Genomic DNA, 25844 nt, shown 5'->3' with positions numbered 1-25844 from the left:
AGGCACCATGGTCGACCTCAGCGACCTGCTCACGGACCTGGCCGACGAGTCCGCCCAGCTGGACGCCCTGGTGGCCACACTGCCCGCAGCCGACTGGGCGAGGCCGACCCCCGCGCCGGGCTGGAGCATCGGGCATCAGATCGCGCACCTCGCCTGGACCGACCACGTGGCACTGTTGGCCGCCACCGACGCGGAGGCGTTCTACGCGACGGTGACCTCCGCGCCGGACGTGACGCGGATGGTCGACGTGGGAGCCGAGGAGTTCCTGGCACCGCCGGCCGAGCTGCTCGCCCGCTGGCGGGCCGGGCGAACCGCGCTCGTCGACGCGCTGGCCGCCGTTCCGGCCGGTGACAAACTGCCCTGGTACGGCACCCGGATGTCGGCCACCTCGATGGCCACCGCCCGGCTCATGGAGACCTGGGCACACGGCGCGGACGTCGCCGACGCCCTCGGCGTGGTCCGCCCCGACAGCGACCGGCTTCGGCACGTGGCGCACCTGGGCGTGCGTACCCTCGGGCACGGTTTCATCGCGCACGGCCGGGAGGCGCCGACGGCGCCGGTCCGGGTCGAGCTGGTCGGGCCCGGCGGCGACACGTGGAGCTGGGGGCCGGCGGACGCCGCCGACCGGGTCACCGGCCCGGCCCGGGACTTCTGCCAGCTGGTCACCCAGCGCCGGCACCGCGCGGACCTCGACCTGGTGGCCACCGGGCCGGTCGCCGACGAGTGGCTCGACGTGGCACAGGCCTTCGCCGGGCCGCCGGGTGACGGCCGCAAGCCGGCCGGCGGGAACGGGGTACGGGCGTGATCCGCATCGGCAACGCCTCCGGCTTCTACGGCGACCGGTTCACCGCCTGGCGGGAGATGCTCGACGGCGGTGAGCTGGACGTGCTGACCGGCGACTACCTGGCCGAGTTGACCATGCTGATCCTGGCCCGGGACCGTCTCCGCGACAGCGACCTGGGCTACGCGAAGACGTTCCTGCGGCAACTGGAGACCTGCCTCGGCACCGCGCTCGACCGAGGGGTGCGGATCGTGACCAACGCCGGCGGGCTGAACCCGGCCGGCCTGGCCACGGCCATCGAGAAGCTCGCCAACCGGCTGGGCCTGCCGGCCCGGATCGGGTACGTCGAAGGCGACACGATCCAGCGGCCGGACGCGTTGAGCGCCAACGCCTACCTCGGCGCGTTCGGGATCGCCGCCTGCCTGGACGCCGCTGCCGACGTGGTGGTCACCGGCCGGGTCACCGACGCGTCGCTGGTGGTCGGCCCGGCCATCGCCCGGTACGGGTGGGGCCGCGACGACCTCGACGAGCTGGCCGGGGCCACCGTCGCGGGGCACCTCGTCGAGTGCGGCGCACAGGTCACCGGCGGCAACTTCAGCTTCTTCACCGAACTGCCCGACGGCGGTCACCGGCCCGGGTTCCCGATCGTCGAGGTGCACTCCGACGGCTCGTCGGTGGTCACCAAGCATCCGGGCACCGGTGGCGCGGTCACCGTGGAGACGGTCACCGCCCAACTGCTCTACGAGATCGGCGGGCCGTCCTATCTCGGGCCGGACGTGGTCACCCGACTGGACACCGTGGCGCTGCACCCCGACGGGCCGGACCGGGTCCGGGTCTCCGGCGTACGGGGCACGCCTCCACCGCCAACCCTCAAGGTGGGCGTCAACAACCTCGGCGGCTTCCGCAACTCGATGACGTTCGTCCTCTGCGGTCTGCACATCGAGGCGAAGGCGGCGCTGGTCCGGGGGCAGATCGAGGAGGCGGTGGGCGCTGACGGGCTGGAGTTCACGCTGGCGCGCACCGACCACGAGGACGCCGCCGACACGGAGGCGGCCAGCGCGCTGCTGCACGTACACCTGCGTGACGGCGACAAGACGCGGGCCGGGCGGGCCTTCTCGGCCGCCGCGGTGGAGCTGGCCCTGGCCTCGTACCCGGGGTGCACCCTGACCACGGTGCCCGGCGACGCGACACCGTACGGCGTCTTCACCGCCGACACGGTGCCGCAGGACGCGGTGGCGCACATCGCGGTGCTGCCCGGCGGCGAGCGGGTGCCGATCGCCCCGCCGATCCGCACCGCCCCAACGGTGCAGGACGAACCCGCCTCGGGTAGCGAGGTCGCGGTCGACGGCCCGACCCGGCGCGGGGCGCTCGGCGAGGTGGTCGGTGCGCGCTCCGGGGACAAGGGCGGAGACGCCAACCTCGGTGTCTGGGCGCGTTCCGACACCGGGTACGCGTGGCTGCGGACCTGGCTGTCCGTCGACCGGTTGGCCGAGCTGCTGCCGGAGACCGCCTCGCTGTCGGTGCGGCGCTATGAGTTGCCGAACCTGCGCGCCGTCAACTTCGTGATCGAGGGCCTGCTCGGCGCGGGGGTGGCCGCGTCCACCCGGTTCGACCCACAGGCCAAGGCGCTCGGCGAGCTGCTGCGCGCCCGGATCGTCGACCTCCCGAAGGGAACGCCGTGAGCATCGTGGACACCCCGGAGCGCCGGCAACTGCGCGAGCTGACCCGGGCGTTCGTGACCCGGGAGGTGTTGCCGCACCTGGACGACTGGGAGCGGGCCGGCGAGGTGCCCCGGGCGTTGCACGCGACTGCCGCGAAGCTCGGCCTGCTCGGTATCGGCTTCCCGGAGTCGGTCGGCGGCAGCGGCGGTGACCTGCTCGACTCGATCATCGTGACCGAGGAGCTGATCCGCTCCGGCGGCTCGTCCGGGCTGGTGGCAGCCCTGTTCACGCACGGGATCGCGTTGCCGCACATGGTCGCGGCGGCCGGTGCCCGCACCGGTGGTTCGCTGGGCGGTCGGCTCGGCGGCGTCTCGTCCCCGGCCGATGACAGCCTGATCGAACGGTACGTCCGGCCCACCCTGTCCGGCACGATGATCGGCGCGCTGGCCATCACCGAGCCGGACGGCGGTTCAGACGTGGCCGGCATCCGCACGACCGCCCGCCGCGACGGCGACCACTACGTGGTGAACGGGTCGAAGACCTACATCACCAGCGGCCAGCGGGCCGACTTCGTGACCACCGCGGTGTGTACCGACTTCCCCGGCAGCGGTGAACTCACCCTGCTGGTCATCGACAAGGGGTCACCCGGGTTCACCGTGGGACGCCGGTTGGAGAAGCTGGGCTGGCACTGTTCGGACACCGCCGAGCTGTCCTTCGCCGACGTGCGGGTGCCGGTCGCCAACCGGATCGGCGCGGAGAACACCGGCTTCCTGGCGATCATGGAGCACTTCGCTGCGGAACGGCTGTCGCTGGCGACCCAGGCGTACGCGACAGCGCAGCGCTGCGTCGAGCTGGCGGTGCGCTGGTGCCGGGACCGGGAGACCTTCGGGCGTCCGCTGGCCAGCCGGCAGCTGATCAGGCACCGGTTGGCCGAGATGCACACCCGCGCTGAGGCCGCCCGGTCGTACGTGCACGACGTCGCCGCTCGGGTCGCTGCCGGCGAGCCGGTGGTGACCGAGGTGGCGATGGCCAAGAACATGGCGGTGGCCGCCTGCGACCACGTCGTCGACGAGGCGTTGCAGCTGCACGGCGGCTTCGGCTACCTGCGCGACGCCGAGGTGGAGCGGCACTACCGCGACGCGCGGATCCTCGGCATCGGCGGCGGCACCACCGAGATCATGAACGAGATCATCGCGAAGGGCATGGGGCTGTGAGCGCGAGGAGTGAGCCGATCTTGCGAGCCCCGCAGTCGCGAACGAAGGGGGCGCTGTGAGCGCGAGGAGTGAGCCGATCTTGCGAGCCCCGCAGTCGCGAACCAAGGAGGCACGGTGACGATCCTGGACAGCTCGGTTGACCCGTCCGCGCCCTCGTATGTGGCGAACCGGGCGGCGTTGCTGGAGCGGCTGGCCGAGTTGGACGCCGCGCTGGACCAGGCGCGGGCCGGTGGCGGCGAGAAGTACGTGCCCCGGCACCACGCCCGAGGCAAGCTGCTCCCCCGGGAGCGGATCGAGCTCCTGGTGGACGCCGACAGCCCGTTCCTGGAGTTGTCGCCGGTCGCCGCGTACGGCTCGGACTTCCCGGTCGGGGCCAGTGTGGTCACCGGTATCGGGGTGGTCGAGGGTGTGGAGTGCCTGATCGTCGCGAACGATCCGACGGTACGCGGCGGCGCTGTCAATCCGTGGTCGTTGGCGAAGACCCGGCGGGCCGGCGAGATCGCGCTTGCCAACCGGCTGCCCATGGTCAACCTGGTCGAGTCGGCCGGGGCGGATCTGCCCACCCAGGCGGAGATCTTCATCCCCGGTGGTCGGGTGTTCCGTGACCTCACCCGGCTCTCGGCGGCGGGCATCCCCACTGTCAGCGTGGTTTTCGGCAACGCGACGGCCGGTGGCGCGTACGTGCCGGGGATGTCCGATCACGTGATCATGATTCGGGACCGGTCGCAGGTCTACCTGGCCGGTCCGCCGCTGGTGAAGATGGCGACCGGCGAGGTCACCGACGACGAGTCGTTGGGTGGCGCGGCGATGCACGCCGGCACGTCCGGGCTCGCCGACTACCTGGCCGCCGACGAGCGCGACGGCATCCGGCTGGCCCGGCAGTGTGTCCGCCGGCTGAACTGGCGTAAGCAGGGCCCGTCGCCGCGTACGGCGGTGCCGCAGCAGCCGAAGTACGACCCGGAGGAGTTGCTCGGCATCACCAGCGCCGACCTGAAGGTGCCGTTCGACCCCCGGGAGGTGCTGGCCCGGATCCTTGATGGCAGCGACTTCGACGAGTTCAAGCCGGCGTACGGGGACGCGCTGGTCACCGGTTGGGGCGAGCTGCACGGGTACCCGGTGGGGGTGCTGGCGAATGCCCGAGGGGTGCTGTTCAGCGCGGAGGCGCAGAAGGCGGCCCAGTTCATCCAGCTCGCGAACGCCTCGGACACCCCGTTGATCTTCTTGCAGAACACCACCGGCTACATGGTCGGCACCGAGTACGAGCAGCGCGGCATCATCAAGCACGGCGCCCTGATGATCAACGCGGTGTCGAACTCGACGGTGCCGCACCTGACGGTGAACCTGGGTGCCTCGTACGGGGCCGGCAACTACGGCATGTGCGGCCGGGCGTACGAGCCGAGGTTCCTGTTCACCTGGCCGAACGCGAAGTCGGCGGTGATGGGCCCGGCTCAACTGGCGGGTGTGCTGTCCATCGTGGCCCGGCAGGCGGCTGCCGCCCGGGGGCGCGACTACGACGAGGAGTCGGACGCGGCGATGCGGATGATGGTCGAGCAGCAGATCGAGTCGCAGTCCGGGGCGCTCTTCCTCTCCGGCCGGCTCTACGACGACGGGGTGATCGATCCTCGGGACACCCGGACCGTCCTCGGGCTCTGCCTCTCGGCGATCCACAACGGACCCGTCAAGGGTGCCGACGGCTACGGCATCTTCCGGATGTGAGGGGTCAATCGATGATCGAACGCTTGCTCGTGGCCAACCGGGGTGAGATCGCCCGTCGGATCTTCGCCACCTGCCGTGCGATGGGCGTGCAGACCGTCGCCGTGCACTCGGACGCGGACGCCGACGCGCCGTTCGTCGCCGAGGCCGACCAGGCGGTCCGGCTGCCCGGGAACACGCCGGCCGAGACGTACCTGCGGGTGGATCTGATCCTGGACGCGGCCCGGCGCACCGGCGCGGACGCGGTCCACCCGGGTTACGGGTTTCTCGCCGAGAACGCCGAGTTCGCGGCGGCGGTGACCGATGCGGGCCTGACCTGGGTCGGGCCGCCAGCCAAGGTGATCGCCGCGATGGGCGACAAGCTGGCGGCGAAGGCGCTGCTCGCCGAGGCGGGCGTGCCGATGCTGCCCAGTTGGACCGACCCGGACAAGATCACGGACTTCCCGGTGCTGGTGAAGGCGTCGGCCGGCGGTGGCGGCCGGGGGATGCGGATCGTCCGGACCGCCGACGAGTTGGCCGAGGCGGTCGCCTCCGCGCGCCGCGAGGCGGCTGCCGCGTTCGGCGACGGCACTGTCTTCATCGAGCGGTACGTCGAGCGCGGCCGGCACGTCGAGGTGCAGATCTTCGGCGACACCCACGGTCGGGTGGTGGCGCTCGGCGACCGGGAGTGCTCGATCCAGCGGCGACACCAGAAGATCGTCGAGGAGGCACCGGCGGTCGTACCGGAGCGGGTGCGGACGGCGTTGCACGAGGCGGCGGTGGCGGCCGGGCGTGCGGTGGACTATCTGGGCGCGGGCACTGTGGAGTTCCTGCTCGCCCCGGGTGGTGAGTTCTTCTTCCTGGAGATGAACACCCGGCTCCAGGTGGAGCACCCGGTCACCGAGCTGTGCACCGGCCTGGACCTGGTGGGTTTGCAACTGCTCGTCGCCGAGGGTGAGCCGCTGCCGGCGGACCTTCCGGGGAGCACCGGGCACGCGATCGAGGTGCGCCTGTGCGCCGAGGACGCGGCGGCGGGGTGGCGGCCGGACACCGGGACGCTGCACCGGTTCAGCGTCGGCGCGGTGGCGACCGAGTTCGGTGGGCTGGTCGGGCCGGGTCTGCGGCTCGACTCGGGTGTGGTGGCCGGCTCGGTGGTCGGGGTGCACTACGACTCGATGCTCGCGAAGCTGGTCGCCTGGGGTCGCACCCGGGCGGAGGCGACCCGGCTGCTGGCCGGCGCGCTGGCCCGGGCCGAGCTGCACGGGGTGACCACCAACCGGGACCTGCTGGTCCGGGTGCTGCGCAGCCCCGCGTTCGCCGCCGTGGAGATCGACACGGGTTTCCTGGACCGGCACCCGGAGGTCTTCGACCCGCTGCTCCCCACCGACCAGGTGCCGCTCACCGCCCTCGCCGCCGCGCTGGCGGGCGCGGCGCACCGTCGGGCGACCGCGCCGGTGCTGTCCGGGCTCCCCTCCGGGTGGCGCAACGTGCCCGCCGTCCCGCAGGTCACCCGCCTCGTCCAGTCGGACGGCCACGAGATCGAGGTGCGCTACCGCCTGGACCGGACCGGCCGGCTCGCGGACTGGGGCAGCACAGCGCCGGGCTCCGACGCCGCCGGGTCAGCGGGCCCGCCGACAGTGGCGCTGGTTCAGGCCACAGCGGACCGGGTGGTGCTCGACGTCGACGGGGTTCGGCGCGGGTACCGCGTACACCGGGTGGGGTCGGCGGTCTTCGTGGACGGCCCGGACGGGGCGGCGAGCCTGACCGAGCTGCCGCGTCTTCCCCTGCCCACGACGGAAGTGGGTGCGGGGTCGCTGCTCGCGCCGCTGCCCGGCGCGGTGACCCGGGTGCACGTCCAGGTCGGTCAGCGGGTCACGGCCGGCGACCCGCTGCTCACGTTGGAAGCGATGAAGCTGGAACATCCCGTGCTCGCCCCGATCGACGGTGTGGTCGCCGAGTTGCCGGTGCCGACCGGTGGTCAGGTGCAGGCGGGCGCAGTGCTGGCCGTCATCGACAGCTCCCCCGCACCCGCCGATCCGGAGCCGTCGAATCCCGAGGAGGACCCCCGATGACCTTCGACCTCACCCCCGAGCAGGACCAGTTGCGCGACGCCGTGCGGGCCCTGGGCCGCCGCTACGGCCACGGCTACTTCGTCGAGAAGGCGAAGGCCGGTGAGCACACCACCGAGTTGTGGGCCGAGGCGGGACGGCTCGGCTACCTGGGGGTCAACATCCCCACCGAGTACGGCGGTGGGGGCGGCGGCATCACCGAACTGGCCATCGTCTGCGAGGAGTTGGCGGCGGCCGGTTGCCCGTTGCTGCTGCTGGTGGTGTCGCCGGCCATCGCGGCGACCGTGATCAACCGGCACGGCACCGAGGAGCAGCGCAAACGGCACCTGCCGGGCCTGGCCGACGGCTCCCAGAAGATCGTCTTCGCGATCACCGAGCCGGAGGCCGGTTCCAACTTCCACCGGCTCGGCACGGTGGCCCGGCGCGACGGCGACGACTGGGTGCTCAACGGTCGCAAGTGCTACATCTCCGGGGTCGACGAGGCCGGGCACGTGCTGGTGGTGGCCCGCGTCGCCGTTGATGACGGCCCAGCCGGCTCAGGGGATACGCCTCCGCAGAGGCTCAAGCCGGCGCTGTTCCTGGTGCCGACCGACGCGGCCGGGCTGACCCGGTCCAAGCTGGACATGGAGATCGTGTCTCCGGAGAACCAGTTCCTGCTTTACCTGGACGACGTGCGGGTGCCCGCCGACGCGCTGCTCGGTGAGTCGGTGGACGCGGGGCTGCCGGCACTCTTCGCCGGGCTCAACCCGGAGCGGATCACGGTGGCCGCGATGGGCGCCGGCACCGGCCGGTACGCCATCGAGCGGGCCAGCGAGTACACCGCCACCCGCAAGGTCTGGGGTGGTCGGACCATCGGCACCCACCAGGGCGTGTCGCACCCGCTGGCCCACGCGGCGGTGCAGGTGGAGCTGGCCCGACTCATGATCCAGAAGGCGGCCACGCTGTACGACGCCGGCCGCGACCTGGAGGCCGGGGTGTCCGGCAACATGGCCAAGTACGCGGCCGGTGAGGCCGCCGCGCTCGCCGTGGACACCGCCGTCCAGGTGCTCGGCGGGGCCGGCATGACCACCGAGTACGGGGTGGCGACCCTGCTCGGCGCGGTCCGGGCCGGCCGGATCGCCCCGGTCAGCCGCGAGATGATCCTCAACTTCGTGGCCCAACATGTCCTCGGCCAGGACAAGTCGTACTGACGGCACACGCGTGGGCGTCCGGCCCTGGCCGGACGCCCGCTCGCGACCACAGTGCGTGATCGACTCGGTTTTCTTGAACCTGGGGTGTCCAGGCGTCAACAACGCCCCGACTTCCTGAAAGCCGAGTCGATCACGCCGGCGATGCAGCCGGCAGCGGTCACGCCGGCGATGCGACGTCGGCGGTCAGGCCGGGGTGCGGCAGGCGGCGTCGATGCGGTGGACCGGGCGGACCCGACGACCCATGCCCTCCAACAGTGAATCCTCGACATGGAAGTCGTGAATGCGCAGTTGGTGGCGGGGCAACTCCTCCTCGCTCGGGCAGAGCACCTGGGCGCGGACCAGATCGACAGGGACGTACCGGACCCCACCCCGTTCCTGGAGGATCACCATGTTGACGTCGTCGGTGGTGACCACGTGCCCGCGGACGTCCTCGGTGGGCCCACTCTCCGGGCCCACGGTGGTGACGGTCAGCGGCAGCACCGGTGTGCTGATCACCGGCACCGCTGCCCAGACCAGTGTGGCGAGCACCGCCACCTCGGTCACCGACGCCAGCGGCCGGATCACCATGCCCGGCAGCGGCCCCGCGATGAACAGGGCCAGCAGCGGAGGCACCACGATGAGCGCGATCACCAGCAACTCGCCACCCTGCTGCACCGCCGCACGCAGAGTCGGCAGCATCAGCCAGCCGTAACCGGCGAGCAGCGCGCCGATCAGCAGCAGCCGAGGCACGACCCGCTCGTGCAGCCGCCCGGGGCGCAGCTGGAACGCGGCCACGAACGCCGGCAACAGCAGCGGAAGGTAGAGCAGCGGCCAGGTGATCAGGGCGAGCAGGAAGCTGGCCAGCACCACCCAGGCCGGCGTGATGTCGGCCCAGCGGGCGAAGAGCGGGCGACGCCGGGTGCCCGGCGGGAGTCGGTCCGCGCTGACGGCCAGCACCGCGCCGAGCGCGAACACCGCGACCAGGCCGGTGGAGAGCAGCCGGGCCGCCGTGGTCAGGAAGCCGGCGAGCAGGTTGACCGGCCCGACGTTGGCCACCAGCAGCAGCGTGGTCTGAAGCTCGCCGCCGGCCTCCACGCCGAGGCGGAGCACCGAGAAGATCGCGGGTACGCCCACCACCGCGGTCCAGAACGACTGGCTGGCTCGGGCCCGCCGCTCCGCCGGATCCCAGCGGACCCGCCCGGGCTGCACCTCGGCGACGACCGGTTCGGCCGGTTCGGCGACCGGCACGGCGGCCGGCCAGGCAACCTCACCGTCCGGTCCGGCCGGTGGAGGGTCGACGACCGGTGCTGCGGTGGCCGTACCGTCGACTCTCGGCGCCTCGTCAGCGCCGCCGGGCACGGAGCTGCGGGGCGGCGGCACCGGCCCGTCTCCGCCGGTGGCGGTCGGTGCCGCGCTCACTTCGCGGGCGCCTTGTCGTCGAAGTCGACGAGCTTCGGCACCTCCAGCGGCTGCGGCTGGCGCTTCTCGGCCTTCAGCCACGGGCCGAGGGTGCGGTTGTACGCGGTCTGCCAGGGGCTGGCGTCCCCGTCGCGACCCTGCTCGTAGCTCTTCTGCAGGAAGTACGCGACCAGGTCGCGCAGCGCGGGATCACCGATCGGCACGCCGATGCCCAGCAACTCGCTGGTGCCGAACGGCATGTCGACGATCTCGAACTCCTTGGGGAAGCTGGCCAGGAAACCGGCGAGGATCGACTCGTCGGAGCTGACCGCGTCGTAGCGGCCCTTCCGGATGCCGTCGACGCAGTCGCCGACGTCCTTGACCACGAACGTCTTGACCTGGTGCTTCTCCAACTCGGCCTCGGTGGTGGAGCCGCCGCTGGTGCAGACCTTGTAGGCCGGGTCGCGCAGGTCCTCAATGGTGCGGATCTTGTCTTTGAGTCGGACCGGCACCATCACCTCCTGCGTGGTGACGAAGTACGGCCCGGCGAAGCTGACCAGCTTCTTACGGTCCTCGGTCATGGAGAAGCTGGACACCACCAGGTCGACGGTGCCGCCCTGGAGCGACGGGATGCGGTCCTCGGTGGCGACCGACACGAACTCCAGCCGCTGCTCCCCCTCGTAGCCGAGGGAGGCCGCGACGTACCGGGCGATCTCGACGTCGAACCCGACGTGCTGACCGTTGCGCAGCTCACCCATGAGCGGCTCGTTCGTGGCGACGCCGATGCGCAGCTTCGACTGGCCGTAGATGTGGGTCTCGCGCATCTTCTCCTGCACCGACAGCAACTCCGGTTCCTTGCGGCTGTCGCAACCGGCGGCAGCGGCCAGGGTGAGAGTCAGGGCGACCGCCAGCGTCGACGCGATCGAGCGGAGCCGGGATTGCGAACTGCCTGAGCTCATGGGCGACCTCGCTGCCGGAAGAGCCTGCGGGACACTGAGAGTAGCGGTTCTTGTCCAGTCCGTGTGGGTGCCGTCGGCCATGTCGGCCGGGTCGCCCGGGATCGACGCCGATCGGCACGACAGTCGGCTCTGCGGTTGACAGCCGGCCTCGTCACGACATGCTGGACGGGTGAGCCGATTGCCCAGACCCGATGCGCGCACAGTGGCGGTGCTCGCGGCGCTCGGAGCCCTTGCGCCGCTGGTCATGCTGGTCGTGTGGCGCCGGCAGGATCTGCTCGGCGTGGTCCTCGCGCTGCTCTGCGTGCTGATGACCATGGTCGCCGGGGTGGCCGTCTCCGCCGCTCGTCAGGGCGACGATCCCGAGCCGGTGGACCGGTCGGCAGCCGTCGGGCCGCCCGAGCTGATGCCGTACGGCATCGACGCGGACACCCTCGACGCGTTGGACAGTCGGGACGCGTTGCGTGCGGTGCGTGACCGCCGACGCGGGTCGAACGGCCTCAGCGGCCGGTGAGCGTGGGCGCGGTGAGCGCGTCCACGCCGCGCCCCGCCAGACACCGGTAGGTCCGGTCGATGCTGCCGTCGACCGGCGGTAGCACCTCCAGGTGCCAGCCGGTCACCTCGGCGATCCCGGTGGTCAGCCGGAACGTGGTGGCGCTGCACACCTGCCGCACGGGTTCAGCGGCGGCCACCTCGTCGTAGGTGGCGCCGACCAGCGACACCGGCAGGATGCCCTCGGCGTACGTCTCCCAGGTGTGTCGGCCGGCGCAGGACAGCCGGGCCGCCTCGGCGCGGCTGCCGCGGATCCGCATCGGGCCGAAGCACTCCAGCTCGGGCAGGCACCGGGCGCCCTCGGGCAGGGCGGTGGGCGCGCCGGTGCCGGTCGCACAGCCGGGCAACGGTCCGGTCGCCGGCGCCGCGATCTGGGTGGCGGACGGGTACGGGGTGGGTGGTGGCGCCCGGTCCGCGACCCAGGCCCCGGCGGTCGCGGAGGCGGCCAGGGCGAGCACCCCGACGCCGCCGAAGAGCCATCGCCGCCAACGCCGGCCGGTGGAGAGAGTCGGCTGGGTGTCCTCAACGGGTGGGCGGGGCACCGGCTGGCTGGCCGCGTACGGGCCGGACAGCGTCGCGCCACCGCTGATCGGAGCGCCGCTGACCGGTGCCGCCGGCGAGCCGAGCGGCAGGTTGCTGAGCAGGTCGTGCAACTCCAGGGCGGATGGGCGCTCGCCCGGGTCGTTGGCCATGCCCGCGCGCAGCACGTCGATCAGCTCGTCCGGCACCCCCGGCAGGGCGGGGAGCGGCTGGTTGAACATCTCCAGCACGGTGACCAGGCTCGGGTTGCGCTCGGACTGCCAGCGCGGCGGTCGGCCGTGCATCACCGCGTAGAGGGTGGCGCAGAGCGCGTACACGTCGACGGCCGGCGATGGCGGGCTGTGGCTGAACATCTCCGGCGGCGCGTACGCCGGGGTGAGCACCTCGAGGGTGACCGAGGCGTCCCGGTGCTCGGCGAGGACGGCGAGCCCGAAGTCGGCGAGCACCGCCGAGTTGAAGCCCGAGTAGAGGATGTTGGCCGGTTTCACGTCCCGGTGCAGCACCCCGGCGGCGTGCGAGTGGGCCAGCGCGTCCGCGATCTTGATGCCCAGGTCGCGGGCCTCCACCGGGCCCAGCGGCGAGGTGCGCATCCGTTCGGCGTACGAGCCGTCGCAGAGTTCCATGATCAGGTAGGGGTGCTGATCGATGGTGACCCCCACGTCGAAGAGGTCCACCACGTGCGGGTGCGACGACATCCGGCCGGCGGCCCGCGCCTCGCGCAGGAAGCGGGCCTGGTCCCGCTCGCTGTCCAGCGTCCGGTTCTCGACCTTGACGGCGACCTCGCGATCCACGGAGATCTGGGTGGCTTGGTAGACGGTCGCGTACCCGCCCCGGGCAAAGACCCGCAAATCAGTCAGGCCGGGCACGATCGGCACGCGCACGCCGCCGGTCGGGGAGTCGGTCACCGCTCGAAAATACCCAACCCGACCGATGGCTCAGCGCGCCGCGTCCGCCGGAGTCGCACCGGTGGGACCGGTACCCTCCTCGGCGACCGCGGTCGTCTCGGCACCGTCGGACGTTCCGGACCCACCGGCCGGGATGCCCCGTCGGGCATCCAGACGCAGACCGATGGCGGTGGCCACCGCTCCCAGCCCTTCCCACGCCGCCACCCCGAAGAACCGGTCGGGAGCGATGTCGGCCAGCACCGCGATGGTGAACACGGTGAACGTGACCAGCCGGAAGACCACCGTGAAGCGGAAGAACGCCCGCCACTCGGTCACCGTGGCGAGCAGGTAGTAGACGCCCATGTTGAACGCCGCCATCGAGGACGCCAGCAGGAACGTCCCGGTGTGGTCACCGACGGCCCGCGTCGCCGGCACCTCGAACCCGAGCATGCGCAGCTGCGCCTCCGGCCAGAGCAGCCCGACCGCTCCCATCACCAGCGCCAGCACGCCGAAGACCGCGATGGTCCAGCCCGCGATGGATCGCGGCAGCTTCATGAAGGGCCTCCCCAGGCACGGCGACGGTCACCACTGTGGACCCGTACGCGGTGGTGACACGCTAGCCGCTCACCCCGGGCACCACATCCCCAGAACCGGCAGAACCTGCACCCTCCCCCGGGGCGGTTCAGACCAGGGCGGCCAGGCGGGCGTGGAGGGCGTCCGCCGCGGCCCGCTCGCTGCGCTGCTCGGTCGCGTACGCCAGGCGGACCGCCTCCTGCGCACAGGACAGCGCCTCCGCCGGACGTCCGCAGGCGGCCAACGCCTCGGCCAGCACACTCGCCGCGATCACCTGGCTGCGCACGTCCTCGGCGGGTGCGCCGACCGCTCGGCGGGCCCAGTCCAACGCCTGCTCCCGCTGACCGTGCGCGAGCAACGCCGCAGCGTACTGGGCCATCGTCTGGCGGCGGGAGAAGAGCAGCGAGGGTGCGTTGGCGGCGGCCGTGGCCACCGGAGCAAGCAGTCCCACAGCGGTCGCCGAGTCGCCGGCGGCGAGTCGGGCCGTCGCCAGCAGCACCCGGGGCGCCACCTGCGCCGGGGCCTGCGGGTTGTGCGGCTCCACGGCGGTCAGCACCGCCCGGGCCACCTGCTCGGCCGTCTCGCAGTCGCCCATGTCCAACGCGACGAACCCACGCAGTGTCCCGGCCATCCCGGTGAGCAGCGGGTGCGAGGTGCGCTCCGCGTACGCCAGGGCGTCGGTGAGCAGGTCGGCCGCGTGCTCCGGCTCGCCCAGGCCGCGCGCCACCACCGCCCGCACCACCAGGGCGAAACCTCGGCCCCAGTCGTCGGAGGCGGCAGCGAACTCCCGGTACGCCCGCCGGGCCTCCCGGTCCGCCTCGGCCAGATCGCCCAGCTCGGCGGTCGCGAACGCCGCCACCGCGCGCAACGTCCCCACCGCCCACGCCTCGCCGACCCGCTCACCGAACGGCAGGAACACCTGCGCCATCCGACACGCCTCGCGCAGTCGACCGGCGAGCAGCCGGGCGAACGCCGTGGTGCCGCGCAACCAGGCCCGCCCGTACGGATCCTTCAGCTCGGCGAAGAGCCGGGCCGCCCGGCCGAGCACCGCGTCGGTGCCGGCGAAGTCACCCCGGGTGGTGGTCACCCAGGCCAGGTTCTGCAGGGACCACGCCTGCCCGCGCCGGTCCTGAACGCCCAGGCTCACCTGGTACGCCGCCGCCAACCGGCTGCTCGCCTGGCTCAACCGCCCGGCCACGAAGTCGGCCATGCCGAGCCGGCGCATGGCCGTGGCGCGCTGGGTGGGCAGCTGACCCTCCGTGGCCACCTGCAACGCCTCCTGCCAGGCGGTCACCGCCCGACCCTGGTCCCCGAGAGTCTCCTGGGCCTGCCCCGCCAGCAGCAGGGCGCTGACCCGGGTGGCCTCGTCCCGCGCGTTCGCGGCGATCTTCTCGGCGTACGCCAACGCATCGGAGACCCGGCCGACCTGGAGCAACGCCCGGGCGTGCACCACCTGGTCGGCGGCCGGCACCCCGTCGCGGGCCAGTTCGGTCGCGCGCTCGGCGTACTCGACGGCCATCGCCGGCTCACCGGCGGACAGCGACCGGCGGGCGGCCCGGCCGAGCGCGGCGACGCCGAGCGGAACCACCGCGCGGGCCGACGCGTCCGGACGCAGCTTCACCGCGTCGGCGAGCGTGGCGGCCCGCTCGACGTGCATCGCCACGAAGTCGTCCCGGGCCTCGTCGGTGAACCCGCCCACCGTGCTCGGCGTGGCCTCGTCCACCGGTGCCGCCCAGCGGGCCAACGCGGCGTGCCGCTCGGCCAACTCGGCCTTGCTCACCCCGGCGTACGCGGCCTCCCGCATGAGCGGCGTCGCGAACGAGTAGCCGGCACGCGAGCGGTGCAGCATCCGGCGTTGCAGCAACTCCTCGATCGCCCGGTCGAGTTCGACGGCGACCACTGCCGACGGCCGGCCGTCGCGACCGGCCCGCTGCTCGCGCATCGCCTCCAGCGCGCCGGTCGGCACCGTGTCACCGGTGACCGCCGCGTCGCGCAGCACCGACCGGGCGTCCGGCGGCAGCGCGTCGATCCGGGCCGCCAGCACGGCGGCGAGGTCGCGGGAGAGCAGCCGGCTGCCCAGCGAACCCGGCACCAACCGCCAGCTGGCCGACCCGCTCGACTCCCGATCGCCGGAACCGGACCGCTCCACGGCGACGCCGCGGACGGACGCGGCACCGGCACCGCGCACCGACTCGGTGGTGAGCGCACCCCGCTCGATCAGCAGGGTCACCAGTTCGGCCAGGTAGAACGGGTTGCCCTGGGCGGTGGCGAGCAACCGGTCGGCGTCGGCCTGGGGCAGCTTGCCGCCGCCGAGGTAACTCGTCAGCAGCCGCGCCGCGTCGGCGCCGCGCAGCGGCGGCAACGAGTGCACCTCGGCGTCCGCGACCCGGGTCAGCGCGCCGGCGGTACGCACCAGCTCCGGGCGGCCGAGCAGCAGCACCAGCACCGGGCCGGTGATCCTGGACAGGGTCAACCCGAGGGCGCTGATCGTCTCTGCGGTGGCATCGTGCAGGTCGTCCACCACGATCACCAGCGGGGCCTCCGAGGCGAGCCCACTGAGCAGGTCGGCGACCGCGTTCGGCACCACCTCGGCGTCCGCAGCCGGGGTACCCGACCCGCCCCACTCGCCGCTGTCGGTGCCGCCGTGCGCCGGGAGTTCGGCATAGCCGAGCAGGGCGAGCAGCTGCTCGGTGGCGATCGGCGCGGTCTCCGCACCGGATCGGGCGAGCCGCTGCCCGAGCCGACGCAGCCGCTCCTCCACCGCCGGGCGGGTCAGTGCGGTGGACGCGTCGCTGGGCAGGCCGACAGCGGCCCGCACCAGGTCGGCGAGGGGCGCGAGCCGACGCCGTTCGCCGAACGCGGCACAGCGCACCGAGAGCACCCGGGCCCCGGTGTGCGCCGCGTACCGGCCGGCACCGACGTCGTACCCGGCGGCGAGGCGCTCCACCTCGGCGGCGAACCGGGACTTGCCGATACCCGCCTCGGCGGTCATCAGCAGCACCCGTGGGTCGCCCTGGTCGATCACCTCGGCCAGCCGGCCGGCGACCCGACCGATCTCCGTCTCCCGGCCGACGTACGGCGCCTCGTCGCCGAGCCCCGAGCGGGTGCCCGGCGCGTCCAGCAGACCCAGCAGCTCGTACGCCTCGACCGGTTCCCGCTTGCCCTTGAGCCGCAACGGGCGCAACGCCCGCCAGGAGGAGACGTGCCTCGTCGCGGCGGCGGTCCGCCCGCCGGCGTAGACGGCTCCGACTGCGGCGGCGTCGGCGAGCCGGGCCGCGGTGTTCACCGTGTCCCCGATGACCGTGTACTCGATGGCGGCCTGGATGCCCGCGATGACGTCGCCGGTGTTCAACCCGACCCGCAGCCCGAGCGGCGCGCCGCCGCCCCGCTCGTCGTCGAGCACCCGGCGGACGGCCCGCTGCATGGACAGGGCGGCCCGCACGGCGCGTTCGGCGTCGTCCTCGTGCGCCACCGGAGCGCCGAAGACCGCCATGATGCCGTCACCGGTCAGCTTGTCGACGTGCCCGCCGAAGGTCTTCACCGCACCGGCGAGGGCGGCGAGCACCCGGTCGGTGACCGCGCCGACGCGTTCCGGGTCGAGGTCCTCCGACCAGGAGGTGAACTCGGAGAGGTCGCCGAAGAGCACGGTGACCACCCGACGCTCGGCCGCCGGCAACGTGGCGGCGGCCGGCAGCGCGGCACCGCAGTTGTGGCAGAACCGCGCACCGGGAACGGCAACGGTTCCACACACGGGGCAGGTCACATGTGCTCCAACCCACTGACCCCGGGCGGGGATTCCCCGGTGTCGACGCCCAGATACTCCAGCTGGGCACGGACCGACCATTCGGCTGCCCACCAGAGCGAGCGGTCCACGTCCGCGTAGACCGTCGCGACCACGTCGGCGGGAGTGTGGGCACCGGCGACGACCGCCGCCCGGACCTGGTCGAGCCGGGCCCGACGGTGGGCGAGGTAGAAATCGGCGGCGGCGGCGCAGTCGGCCAGCGCCGGGCCGTGTCCCGGCAACGCCGGAATCCCCCGGTACGCGGACAGCAGCTCCAGGCTGGTCAGGTAGTCACCGAGGTGCCCGTCGGGGTGGGCGACAACGGTGGTGCCCCGGCCGAGGATGGTGTCGCCGGTGAGCACCACCCGCTCGTCGTCGTGCTCGACCAGGAAGCAGACCGAGTCGGCGGTGTGCCCCGGCGTCGGCAGCGGGCGGATGCGCAGACCGAAGTCACCGAAGCTCCCGCCCGACCTGGTCAGCGGCTCCACGCCGATGGTGTGCACCGGGTCGACGGCGAGGACGGGCACCCCGCCGAGCAGCTCGCTCAGGCGGGCGGCGCCCTCGGTGTGGTCGGGATGGCCGTGGGTGATCAGGATCAGCCCGACCGGGCCGTGCTCGACGATCCGGGTCAGGTGCCCCTCGTCCGCCGGCCCCGGGTCGACCACGGTGGCGTACTCGGCCGTCGGGGCGCGCAGCACCCAGGTGTTGGTGCCGTCGAGGGTCATCGGCCCCGGGTTGGGGGCACGCAGCAGCGAAACCCAGCGGGGCAACTCGTCGGCAAGCGCCGCCACCGCCCCCGTCACGTGCCCGCTCATGGCTGCGATCGTACGACCCCGCCCGCCACACCCCGCGATCTTGCACTTGCTGCTGCTGTTTCATGCCTCTTCACGGCTTTCGTCGCGACAGCAAGTGCAAGATCGCGGTTGGGTCAGGCGACCTCGACGATCAGTTCGATCTCCACCGGGGCGTCGAGGGGCAGCTCGGCCACACCAACCGCGCTACGCGCGTGGCGGCCGGCCTCCCCGAAGACGGTGCCGAGGAGGTCGGAGGCGCCGTTGACCACGGCGGGCTGACCGGTGAAGCCGGGCGCGGAGGCCACGAACCCGGTCACCTTCACCACCTTGACCACGTTCTCCAGGCCGACCAGCGAGTCGACAGCGGCCAGCGCGTTGAGCGCGCACCGCTGGGCCAGGTCCTTCGCCTGCTCGGCGGAGATCCCGGCGCCGACCTTGCCGGTCCCGAGCAGCTTGCCCTCGGCCATCGGCAACTGGCCGGAAACGTACACGTGCTGCCCGGACTGCACCGCCGGGACGTAGCTGGCCACCGGCGGCACGACCTCGGGCAGTTCGAGGCCGAGCTCGGCGAGCTTCGCGTGCGGACCGTTGCTCATGCCTTCGGCCGCTTCAGGTAGGCGACCAGCTGGTCCGGGTTCGGTCCGGGGACCACGGCGACGAGCTCCCACCCGTCCTCGCCCCAGTTGTCGAGGATCTGCTTGGTCGCGTGGACCAGCAGCGGGACCGTGGAGTATTCCCACTTCTGCATCGCTGAAGGGCTCCCTCTCGGTGCGGAATTGTTCGAGGGACAGCCTACGGTCCGCTGGCGGGACGAGGTACGGGACGCTGCTCCGACGGGGCCGGCAGTTCCCCGCAGCGACCCTCGTGCTCGTATCCCTGAGGGCAGCGCGACCGGTCGGGCAGCAGCAGGTCGCAGAAGACCCGGTGCCGGTTGTTCTGATCGTCGGCGTTGGACACGGTGGTCTCGCCGGCGTCCAGCTCCGGCAGGAACCCCAGGGACACCGCGACCCGGCCGGCCAGCACGGTCGCCGCCGCCAGGTTCGGCACCCGGATCGGCAGGTGGATGACGAAGCCCGGCTCGTCGTCGTCGCGGATCCGCTCGACGGGCTGGCTCGGCACCCGGGCCGCCTCCGCCTGCTCCGGCGTCCGGCGGTACGACCGTTCGTTGATCGGCTGGTTGCTGACCTGCCCGCCGGCCTCGACCACCGTCCCCGGCCGGCGGGGCCGGTCGTTCGTCGGGAAGTGGGTACGAGGAACGTTGTCCGCGTCGCGCATGCACTGCCTCCGGTCGTACCTCTCGGACCATGCTTCCGGCCCGGCCCCATTCGTCCGTTCCGGCCCCCGCACCGGGGACGAAGGTAGGTCTGTGGCCCCAGTCCCGCCAACAGGACGCGCACAAGAGGTCACCAACAGTCACATATGCGACACACCGCAGGTCGGGGGCCCGACACCGGAACCGACGCGGGTACCGCTCACCGGATCGCTGGACCTCCCGGGCAGGCAGGGGCGACACCGAGGGGGTCATCGACCGCTACCCTTCCGGTCGGACGGTCGCGCAGCGCCCGGACGCCCGCTCGATCACGCTCGGCGCCAGGGGTGGCGGCGGGCGCCGCACCCCTGGGGGAAAGACATGACCCACCCGCCCAGCGGCGACCAGGCCGGCCCACCCGTCCACCCGCCGGCGCACCCGGATCCCGCCGGTCAGCCCGGCCCGCCGGGTGTCCCCAGCCAGTCCACCCCCACGCCGCCGCCGGTGCAGCCCACTCTCCCCGCGCCCCCCGCCCGGGCGGCGCTGCCCGCCGCCCCCACCTCGGCCGCCGCGCCGACGTCGGGCACCCCGACCCCCCCGCCGATCCCCCCGGCCCCGCCGGCCTACCCGCCCTACCCGGGCACGGCCGAGCCGAAGAAGAAGCGCGGCCTGCTGATCGCGGCCATCGCACTCGTTGTGATCATGGTGCTGTGCGTGGGCGGCGGCGTGGTGGCCTTCCTGACCCTGCGCAATGCCGAGACCGGCGAGGGCGCCAAGGAGCCGGCGGTCGCCGTCGACGAGTTCCTCACCGCGATCTACAAGGACCGCGACGCGACGAAGGCCGCCAGTCGCGTCTGCGCCGCGGCCCGCGACGACGACAAGATCGCCGCGAAGGTCGCCGAGGTGGACAAGTACGCCTCCGCCTACCAGAACCCGCGCTTCCGGTGGACCACCCCGAAGGTGGACAACCAGACCGGGGAACGGGCCACCGTCTCCACCCGGCTCACCATGACCACCGCCGACGAGAAGGTGGCCGACCAGGAGCTGCGCTTCACTGTGGTGCAGAAGACGGGTTGGTGGGTCTGCGAGGTCGCGTGACCCCGATGCCTGGATAGGCTCGACGGGTGTGTGCAGCTGAGCGCCCGATCGACCCGGCCGGTGCCGGATGGCCTGCCCGTCTCCACGTGGTGACCGGCAAGGGCGGCACCGGCAAGACCAGCGTGGCGGCGGCGCTGGCCCTCGCGCTCGCCGCCGGGGGTCGGCGCACCCTGCTGGTCGAGGTCGAGGGGCGGCAGGGCATCGCGCAGCTGTTCGGCATCGACCCGCTGCCCTACGAGGAGCGGCACCTCGCCGACGCGCCGGACGGCGGTGAGGTGCGGGCGCTCGCGGTGGACGCCGAGGAGGCGCTGCTCGAGTACCTGGACATGTTCTACAAGCTGGGGGCGGCCGGCCGGGCACTGCGCAAGCTCGGTGCCATCGACTTCGCCACCACCATCGCGCCCGGCCTGCGCGACGTCCTGCTCACCGGCAAGGTGAAGGAGGCCACCACCCGCACCAACGGGCAGCGGCGCGCGTACGACGCGGTGGTGCTGGACGCCCCGCCGACCGGGCGGATCGGCCGGTTCCTCAACGTGACGGCGGAGACCGCCCGGCTGGCCAAGGTGGGCCCGATCAAGACCCAGAGCGAGGGGGTGGCCGCGTTGCTGCGGTCCCCGATGACCGCTGTGCACGTGGTCACGCTGCTGGAGGAGATGCCGATCCAGGAGACCGTCGACGCGATCGCCGACCTGACCGCGCTCGGCTTCGGCGTCGGGAAGGTGCTCGTCAACGGCGTCCGACCCCCGCTGCCCGCCGGGCAGGCGGTCACCGCCGCGGAGTTGAGGCGCGGGCTGGTCGCCGCCGGGCTGCCGGCCGATCGGGACATCGTGGCCGGGCTGCACGACGAGGCACGTGACCAGGTCATTCGGCGCGAACTGGAGGATTCGCTCCGCGCCGACCTGGTGGAGTTGGGGCTGCCGATGATCGAGCTGCCGTTGCTGCCCGACGGGGTGGACCGGGCGGGGCTGGCGACGCTGGCCCAGGCGCTCGTCCGCGCCGAATGACTCACACCTGAGCGCAGCACGGGCGCGCGGACCCACCGGCCCGATACGCTCGATTGGTGCCTTCCGAAGACGCGGCGCCGCAGCTGGACGTCGACCAGATCCTCGCCGATCCGGGCGTGCGGATCGTCGTGTGCTGCGGTGCCGGCGGAGTGGGAAAGACGACCACGGCCGCGGCGCTGGCGCTGCGGGCCGCCGAACACCACGGCCGACGCACCGTGGTGCTCACCATCGACCCGGCCCGCCGGCTGGCCCAGTCGCTGGGCCTGACCGAGCTGGACAACACCCCTCGCCAGGTCAAGGGGATCGACGTCGAGGGCAGCGGCGGCGAGCTGCACGCCATGATGCTGGACATGAAGCGCACCTTCGACGACGTGGTGTTGCAGCACACCGACCCGGCGAAGGCCGCGGAGATCTTCGCGAACCCGTTCTACCAGGCGATGAGTTCGACCTTCGCCGGCACTCAGGAATACATGGCGATGGAGAAGCTGGGTCAGCTGCACGCCCGGGGCGAATGGGACCTGATCGTGGTGGACACGCCACCGTCCCGCTCGGCCCTTGACTTCCTGGACGCGCCGGCCCGACTCTCCCGTTTCCTCGACGGCCGGATGCTGCGACTGCTGCTGGCCCCGGCGCGCAGCGGCGGCCGGAGCATGTTCAGCCTGGTGACCGCCTCGTTCGGGATGTTCTCGAAGGTGGTGCAGAAGGTGCTCGGCGCGCAGCTGCTCACCGACCTGTCCGGCTTCGTGGCGGCGCTGGATTCGATGTTCGGCGGTTTCCGGCAGCGGGCCGAGCAGACGTACCGCATCCTGCAGGCGCGGGAGACGGCCTTTCTCCTGGTCGCGACGCCGGAGCCGGACGCGGTTCGGGAGGCCGCCTACTTCGCGGGCCGGCTGCGCGAGGAGCAGATGCCACTGGCCGGCCTGGTGCTCAACCGGGTGCACCGCCCGGCGGTCCCGGAGCTGGACGCCGAGCAGAGCCGGGTCGCCGCCGAGCGGCTGACCGAGCTGGGTGGGCACGAGGCCACCGCCGACGTGCTGCGGGCGCACGCGGCGCTGGCGCGCCAGGCGGTACGCGAGCAGCAGGTCGCCGCACGCTTCACCGAGGCGTTCCCGGCCGTGCCGGCGGTTTCGGTTACGGCGCAGCCCGCCGACGTGCACGACGTCGACGGGCTACGGACGATCGGCGCGGCGATCAGCCGGCCGTGACCGGCGTCAGTTGGCCGCGCTGACGAGAATCTTGTCCTTGCCGGCCTTGTCCTTGCTGTTCTTCTTCATCGCGGCCTCGAACATCTTGCGCCAGCTCGTCACCTGCGGGTGACGACGCAGCAGCGCCCGCCGTTCGCGTTCGGTCATGCCGCCCCACACACCGAACTCGATCCGGTTGTCCAACGCGTCGGCCAGGCACTCGTACCGAACTGGGCAGCTCCGGCAGATCCGCTTCGCCACGTTCTGTTCGGCGCCCTGTACGAACAACGCGTCCGGGTCCCCGTTCTGACATGCCGCCAGCGACGGCCAGTCAGTGATCATGCCCATGTGTACACGTCCCCCCTTGCAGTACCTACCGACCTCGTCGATGCACGTCAGCCGGCAATTCCCCCCGATCGCCCGGCACGCCTTCCCCAAGGCGGCGCGGACGACATGTGGCGCTGTCGCCGCCCCCATCATGCTCTGTAGTCGACCGATTACGCAACGTTGTCGACGAAATCCATCATTCCGGACACTCCCGGCTTCCCGGGCCTTCGACCGCCGGTTACCCCGCCGAGGTCAGCGATAACGCTGCGCCGCCTCACTGAATCGGAGGAGACTCACGCCAGGTCACACGCAACCAAGCACCGGGGGTCGTGCGTTTAGCACAACGAGGGCAGCGCGCGCAGGAAATGGGGAAAGAACGCCCCAGCGCCCCTCGTTCCCTACTCGCGTACCCTGTCGAGGTGACCTGGATGCGGAAACGTGACCACAATGTGCTGACCAACGCCGCATCGCTACTCGTGTGTGGCCTGCTGGCCGGCGTGGTGGTCGCCGCGGCGGCCTTCCCCGCGGTAGCGATGTCCGGCCTGGCCGCGAAGGCCGGCGCCGAGACATTCGGTGCCCTGCCCACGGAGCTGACGGTGGCCCGCGCGCCACAGATCAGCTACCTGGTGGCCTCCGACGGCAAGACCCCGCTCGCGACGATGTACGACGAGAACCGGCGCGACGTCAAGTTCGACGACATCTCGCCGTACATGCGGACGGCCATCATCGCGGCCGAGGACCACGACTTCTACAAGCACAACGGCGTCGACATCAACGGTGTCGCCCGCGCGTTCGTCAACAACCAGAGCGAGGGCTCCGGTCGGCAGGGCGCTTCGACGCTGACCATGCAGTACGTCCGGCTGGCCATCGCCTACTCGGCGACCCACCCGGCCGACGTGGTCGCGGCGACCGAGGACACCAGCGCCCGCAAGCTCCGGGAGATGCGGCTGGCTCTCCAGGTCGACAAGGAGTTCTCCAAGGACGAGATCCTCACCCGCTACCTCAACCTCGCCTCGTTCGGCAACGGCGCGTACGGCATCTTCGCCGCCAGCCAGGTCTACTTCGGTAAGCCACCGAGCAAGCTGAAGATCGAGGAAGCGGCCCTGCTGGCCGGCATGGTCAAGGCGCCGACGACGAACGACCCGACCACCGAGGCGGGTTACCCGCTCGCCAAGGACCGTCGCGACTACGTCATCCAGAACATGGCCGACATCAAGGCCATCACCCAGCAGGAGGCCGACGCCGCCAAGGCCGTCGAGCTGAAGGTGAAGGACAAGCGCACCCCGAACGGCTGCGTCGCCGCCAACGTCAACGAGTGGGGCTTCTTCTGCGACTACTTCTACCGCTGGTGGATGGATCAGGAGACGTTCGGCTCGACCACGTACGACCGGGAGCGTCGGCTCAAGAGCGGCGGCTACACCATCGTGACCTCGCTCGACGTCCAGGCGCAGCGCGGTGCGGACAAGGCCGTCCGTAAGGCCAAGAGCGTGAACAGCAAGGAAGCGGCAATGGTCGCGGTGGTCGAGCCGGGCAGCGGCCGGGTGCGGGCCCTCGCGGTCAACCGGCAGTTCAAGCTCGACGACCCGAAGAACCCGAAGAACAAGCTCTCCAGCGACCCGGCCAAGAGCAAGAAGGGCATCCGGGGCAACTACCCGGCGACAGTGAACCCGCTGCTCACCGGTGGCAACGGCATCACCGGTTACCAGGCCGGCTCAACCTTCAAGATCTTCAGCATCCTCGCCGCGCTGGAGAAGGGCATCCCGCTCAGCTACACGATCAACGCGCCGCAGCAGTTCAAGTCGGAATACATCATCGACAGCAGCAGCCCGGCCGCCTGCAAGGGCACCCACTTCTACTGCCCGACCAACTCCGGCCTGAAGGCCGGCGGCGTGCAGAACATGTGGAGCGCCTTCAGCGCGTCGATCAACACGTACTTCGTCCCGCTGCAACAGCAGGTCGGTGCGGAGAACGTGGTCGACGCCGCCCGGCGGGCCGGCATCCAGTTCCGGGCGAGCAACGACGCCAAGTTCGCCGCGACCAAGGATGCCGCCCACCAGTGGGGCGCGTTCACCCTCGGTGTCTCCTCCACCACGCCGCTCGACCTGGCCAACGCGTACGCCACCCTCGCGGCGGACGGGAAGTACTGCGAGCCGATCCCGGTGCAGGAAATCCGCGACCCGGAGGGCAACAAGCTGGACATCGCCAACCCTCGCTGCGAGAAGCGGTTCAGCACCGAGGTGGCCCGGGCCGCCGTGGACGCCGCCCGCTGCCCGGTCGGTGACAACTCCAGCACCAGCAAGTGCGGTGGCAGCCGTACGGCCCGCGTGGTGAAGGGCATCGTCGACGCGCCGGTGGCCGGCAAGTCCGGCACCACCGACTCGGAGAAGACGGCCGCCCTGGTCGCCATGACCAAGCAGTACTCGGTGGCCGGCATCATGGCCGACCCGGACTGGCCGCAGACGAACGTCAAGATGAAGCACGCCGAGAAGGACGGCATCAACCCACCGGTCTACGAGACCCTGCGCGATGCCATGAAGGGCAAGGACCGGATCAAGTTCGAGGCGCCGGGCCAGAAGATCTCCGAGGGTGACCAGCGCAGCATCCCCGACGTGAAGTGCGTGTCGGTGGAGCAGGCGAAGTCCCGGCTCAAGGGTGCCGGCTTCGAACCGGTCGTCTCCAGCGCGAAGGTGCCGTCCTCCTGCAAGGCGGGCGACGCGGCCGGCACCAGCCCGGACGGACGCACGATCAAGGGTGGTGTGGTCACCATCCAGGTCAGCAGCGGCGGCGGCACGCCGGGCAACACCGACGGCACGCCGGGCAACCCGCCCGGCAACCAGCCAGGTAGACCCGGCAACGGCCGCCCCAACGGCTGAGCCGACGGGTAGGACACGACGGGCGGGCACCCTCCTCGGGTGCCC

General features: G+C 72.1%; 21 protein-coding genes. 11 read left to right on the top strand and 10 right to left on the bottom strand.

What is annotated here, in order from left to right; translation table 11 throughout:
- Positions 1-7 precede the first annotated feature (7 nt).
- The 6 genes from QCZ28_RS04645 to QCZ28_RS04620 all read left to right on the top strand — a co-directional run bounded on the left by QCZ28_RS04645 (position 8) and on the right by QCZ28_RS04620 (position 8607).
- A complete protein-coding gene (locus QCZ28_RS04645; RefSeq protein ID WP_279515376.1) occupies positions 8-805 on the top strand; it encodes a TIGR03084 family metal-binding protein in 798 nt (265 codons plus the stop codon).
- On the top strand, positions 802-2463 hold the full coding sequence (locus tag QCZ28_RS04640; protein ID WP_279515375.1) for a DUF1446 domain-containing protein: 1662 nt from the start codon (positions 802-804) through the stop codon (positions 2461-2463). The genes QCZ28_RS04645 and QCZ28_RS04640 overlap by 4 nt, the downstream gene beginning before the upstream one ends.
- Positions 2460-3656: an acyl-CoA dehydrogenase family protein gene (locus tag QCZ28_RS04635; RefSeq protein WP_279515374.1), complete on the top strand. Its 1197-nt coding sequence runs from the start codon at positions 2460-2462 to the stop codon at positions 3654-3656. Before QCZ28_RS04640 ends, QCZ28_RS04635 begins: the two co-directional genes overlap by 4 nt.
- A 114-nt stretch (positions 3657-3770) precedes the next feature.
- On the top strand, positions 3771-5372 hold the full coding sequence (locus QCZ28_RS04630; RefSeq protein ID WP_279515373.1) for a carboxyl transferase domain-containing protein: 1602 nt from the start codon (positions 3771-3773) through the stop codon (positions 5370-5372).
- Positions 5373-5383: 11 nt separating this feature from the next.
- On the top strand, positions 5384-7420 hold the full coding sequence (locus QCZ28_RS04625) for a biotin carboxylase N-terminal domain-containing protein (RefSeq protein WP_279515372.1): 2037 nt from the start codon (positions 5384-5386) through the stop codon (positions 7418-7420).
- Positions 7417-8607: an acyl-CoA dehydrogenase gene (locus QCZ28_RS04620; protein WP_279515371.1), complete on the top strand. Its 1191-nt coding sequence runs from the start codon at positions 7417-7419 to the stop codon at positions 8605-8607. The genes QCZ28_RS04625 and QCZ28_RS04620 overlap by 4 nt, the downstream gene beginning before the upstream one ends.
- A 183-nt stretch (positions 8608-8790) precedes the next feature.
- Here QCZ28_RS04620 and QCZ28_RS04615 read toward each other — a convergent pair whose 3' ends face one another.
- Positions 8791-10005 (bottom strand): hypothetical protein, encoded by a 1215-nt coding sequence (locus QCZ28_RS04615; RefSeq protein ID WP_279515370.1) that lies wholly within the window; start codon positions 10003-10005, stop codon positions 8791-8793.
- Entirely contained in the window at positions 10002-10943 is a 942-nt protein-coding gene (locus QCZ28_RS04610; RefSeq protein ID WP_279515369.1) for a transporter substrate-binding domain-containing protein, read from the bottom strand. The genes QCZ28_RS04615 and QCZ28_RS04610 overlap by 4 nt, the downstream gene beginning before the upstream one ends.
- Positions 10944-11112: 169 nt before the next feature.
- On the opposite strand from QCZ28_RS04610, the gene QCZ28_RS04605 reads away from it, so the two are divergent.
- Positions 11113-11454, top strand: a complete 342-nt coding sequence (locus tag QCZ28_RS04605) for a hypothetical protein (RefSeq protein ID WP_279515368.1) — start codon at positions 11113-11115, stop codon at positions 11452-11454.
- On the opposite strand, the gene QCZ28_RS04600 is transcribed toward QCZ28_RS04605, so the two are convergent.
- The 7 genes from QCZ28_RS04600 to QCZ28_RS04570 form a co-directional block, all read right to left on the bottom strand.
- Positions 11441-12937, bottom strand: coding sequence for a serine/threonine-protein kinase (locus QCZ28_RS04600; protein ID WP_279515367.1), 1497 nt, complete (start codon positions 12935-12937; stop codon positions 11441-11443). The genes QCZ28_RS04605 and QCZ28_RS04600 overlap by 14 nt on opposite strands.
- A gap of 30 nt (positions 12938-12967) precedes the next feature.
- Positions 12968-13471 (bottom strand): hypothetical protein, encoded by a 504-nt coding sequence (locus QCZ28_RS04595; RefSeq protein WP_279515366.1) that lies wholly within the window; start codon positions 13469-13471, stop codon positions 12968-12970.
- A 127-nt stretch (positions 13472-13598) separates the two neighbouring features.
- Positions 13599-17252 (bottom strand): adenylate/guanylate cyclase domain-containing protein, encoded by a 3654-nt coding sequence (locus QCZ28_RS04590; protein WP_279515365.1) that lies wholly within the window; start codon positions 17250-17252, stop codon positions 13599-13601.
- Positions 17249-18085, bottom strand: a complete 837-nt coding sequence (locus QCZ28_RS04585; RefSeq protein ID WP_279515364.1) for an MBL fold metallo-hydrolase — start codon at positions 18083-18085, stop codon at positions 17249-17251. Before QCZ28_RS04585 ends, QCZ28_RS04590 begins: the two co-directional genes overlap by 4 nt.
- Before the next feature lie 113 nt (positions 18086-18198).
- Positions 18199-18660: a RidA family protein gene (locus QCZ28_RS04580; RefSeq protein ID WP_030328068.1), complete on the bottom strand. Its 462-nt coding sequence runs from the start codon at positions 18658-18660 to the stop codon at positions 18199-18201.
- Positions 18657-18812, bottom strand: a complete 156-nt coding sequence (locus QCZ28_RS04575) for a DUF4177 domain-containing protein (RefSeq protein ID WP_007466198.1) — start codon at positions 18810-18812, stop codon at positions 18657-18659. The genes QCZ28_RS04580 and QCZ28_RS04575 overlap by 4 nt, the downstream gene beginning before the upstream one ends.
- Positions 18813-18856: 44 nt before the next feature.
- Positions 18857-19339 carry a hypothetical protein gene (locus QCZ28_RS04570; protein WP_279515363.1) on the bottom strand — a complete coding sequence of 161 codons (483 nt, stop codon included), beginning with the start codon at positions 19337-19339 and terminating at the stop codon, positions 18857-18859.
- 355 nt (positions 19340-19694) lie between these two features.
- Between QCZ28_RS04570 and QCZ28_RS04565 the strand changes: the two genes are divergently transcribed.
- Genes QCZ28_RS04565 through QCZ28_RS04555 form a run of 3 tightly spaced genes read left to right on the top strand, consistent with a single transcriptional unit; the run spans position 19695 to position 22620 of the window.
- Positions 19695-20411, top strand: coding sequence for a hypothetical protein (locus tag QCZ28_RS04565; protein WP_347815083.1), 717 nt, complete (start codon positions 19695-19697; stop codon positions 20409-20411).
- A gap of 26 nt (positions 20412-20437) precedes the next feature.
- Positions 20438-21415: an ArsA-related P-loop ATPase gene (locus QCZ28_RS04560; protein WP_210864893.1), complete on the top strand. Its 978-nt coding sequence runs from the start codon at positions 20438-20440 to the stop codon at positions 21413-21415.
- 53 nt (positions 21416-21468) lie between these two features.
- Positions 21469-22620, top strand: coding sequence for an ArsA-related P-loop ATPase (locus QCZ28_RS04555; protein ID WP_030328076.1), 1152 nt, complete (start codon positions 21469-21471; stop codon positions 22618-22620).
- Between the two features lie 6 nt (positions 22621-22626).
- Here the strand turns inward: QCZ28_RS04555 and QCZ28_RS04550 are convergent, their stop codons facing one another.
- Positions 22627-22947: a WhiB family transcriptional regulator gene (locus QCZ28_RS04550; protein ID WP_030328078.1), complete on the bottom strand. Its 321-nt coding sequence runs from the start codon at positions 22945-22947 to the stop codon at positions 22627-22629.
- Between the two features lie 407 nt (positions 22948-23354).
- On the opposite strand from QCZ28_RS04550, the gene QCZ28_RS04545 reads away from it, so the two are divergent.
- Positions 23355-25799, top strand: coding sequence for a transglycosylase domain-containing protein (locus QCZ28_RS04545; protein WP_279515362.1), 2445 nt, complete (start codon positions 23355-23357; stop codon positions 25797-25799).
- The last annotated feature ends 45 nt before the right edge of the window (positions 25800-25844 follow it).

This window comes from Micromonospora sp. DH14, from assembly GCF_029809455.1.
Taxonomy (GTDB): domain Bacteria; phylum Actinomycetota; class Actinomycetes; order Mycobacteriales; family Micromonosporaceae; genus Micromonospora; species Micromonospora parva.
Note: the sequence above shows the minus strand (reverse complement) of the source record. Positions and strands in the feature narration are given on the sequence as shown.

Bases quoted from the DNA above. Each gene is read 5' to 3' on its own strand.
- QCZ28_RS04645 (WP_279515376.1), top strand. From the start codon at position 8: ATGGTCGACCTCAGCGACCTGCTCACGGACCTGGCCGACGAGTCCGCC.
- QCZ28_RS04625 (WP_279515372.1), top strand. From the start codon at position 5,384: ATGATCGAACGCTTGCTCGTGGCCAACCGGGGTGAGATCGCCCGTCGG.
- QCZ28_RS04620 (WP_279515371.1), top strand. From the start codon at position 7,417: ATGACCTTCGACCTCACCCCCGAGCAGGACCAGTTGCGCGACGCCGTG.
- QCZ28_RS04610 (WP_279515369.1), bottom strand. From the start codon at position 10,943: ATGAGCTCAGGCAGTTCGCAATCCCGGCTCCGCTCGATCGCGTCGACG.
- QCZ28_RS04595 (WP_279515366.1), bottom strand. From the start codon at position 13,471: ATGAAGCTGCCGCGATCCATCGCGGGCTGGACCATCGCGGTCTTCGGC.
- QCZ28_RS04585 (WP_279515364.1), bottom strand. From the start codon at position 18,085: ATGAGCGGGCACGTGACGGGGGCGGTGGCGGCGCTTGCCGACGAGTTG.
- QCZ28_RS04580 (WP_030328068.1), bottom strand. From the start codon at position 18,660: ATGAGCAACGGTCCGCACGCGAAGCTCGCCGAGCTCGGCCTCGAACTG.
- QCZ28_RS04575 (WP_007466198.1), bottom strand. From the start codon at position 18,812: ATGCAGAAGTGGGAATACTCCACGGTCCCGCTGCTGGTCCACGCGACC.
- QCZ28_RS04570 (WP_279515363.1), bottom strand. From the start codon at position 19,339: ATGCGCGACGCGGACAACGTTCCTCGTACCCACTTCCCGACGAACGAC.
- QCZ28_RS04565 (WP_347815083.1), top strand. From the start codon at position 19,695: ATGACCCACCCGCCCAGCGGCGACCAGGCCGGCCCACCCGTCCACCCG.
- QCZ28_RS04550 (WP_030328078.1), bottom strand. From the start codon at position 22,947: ATGGGCATGATCACTGACTGGCCGTCGCTGGCGGCATGTCAGAACGGG.
- QCZ28_RS04545 (WP_279515362.1), top strand. From the start codon at position 23,355: ATGCGGAAACGTGACCACAATGTGCTGACCAACGCCGCATCGCTACTC.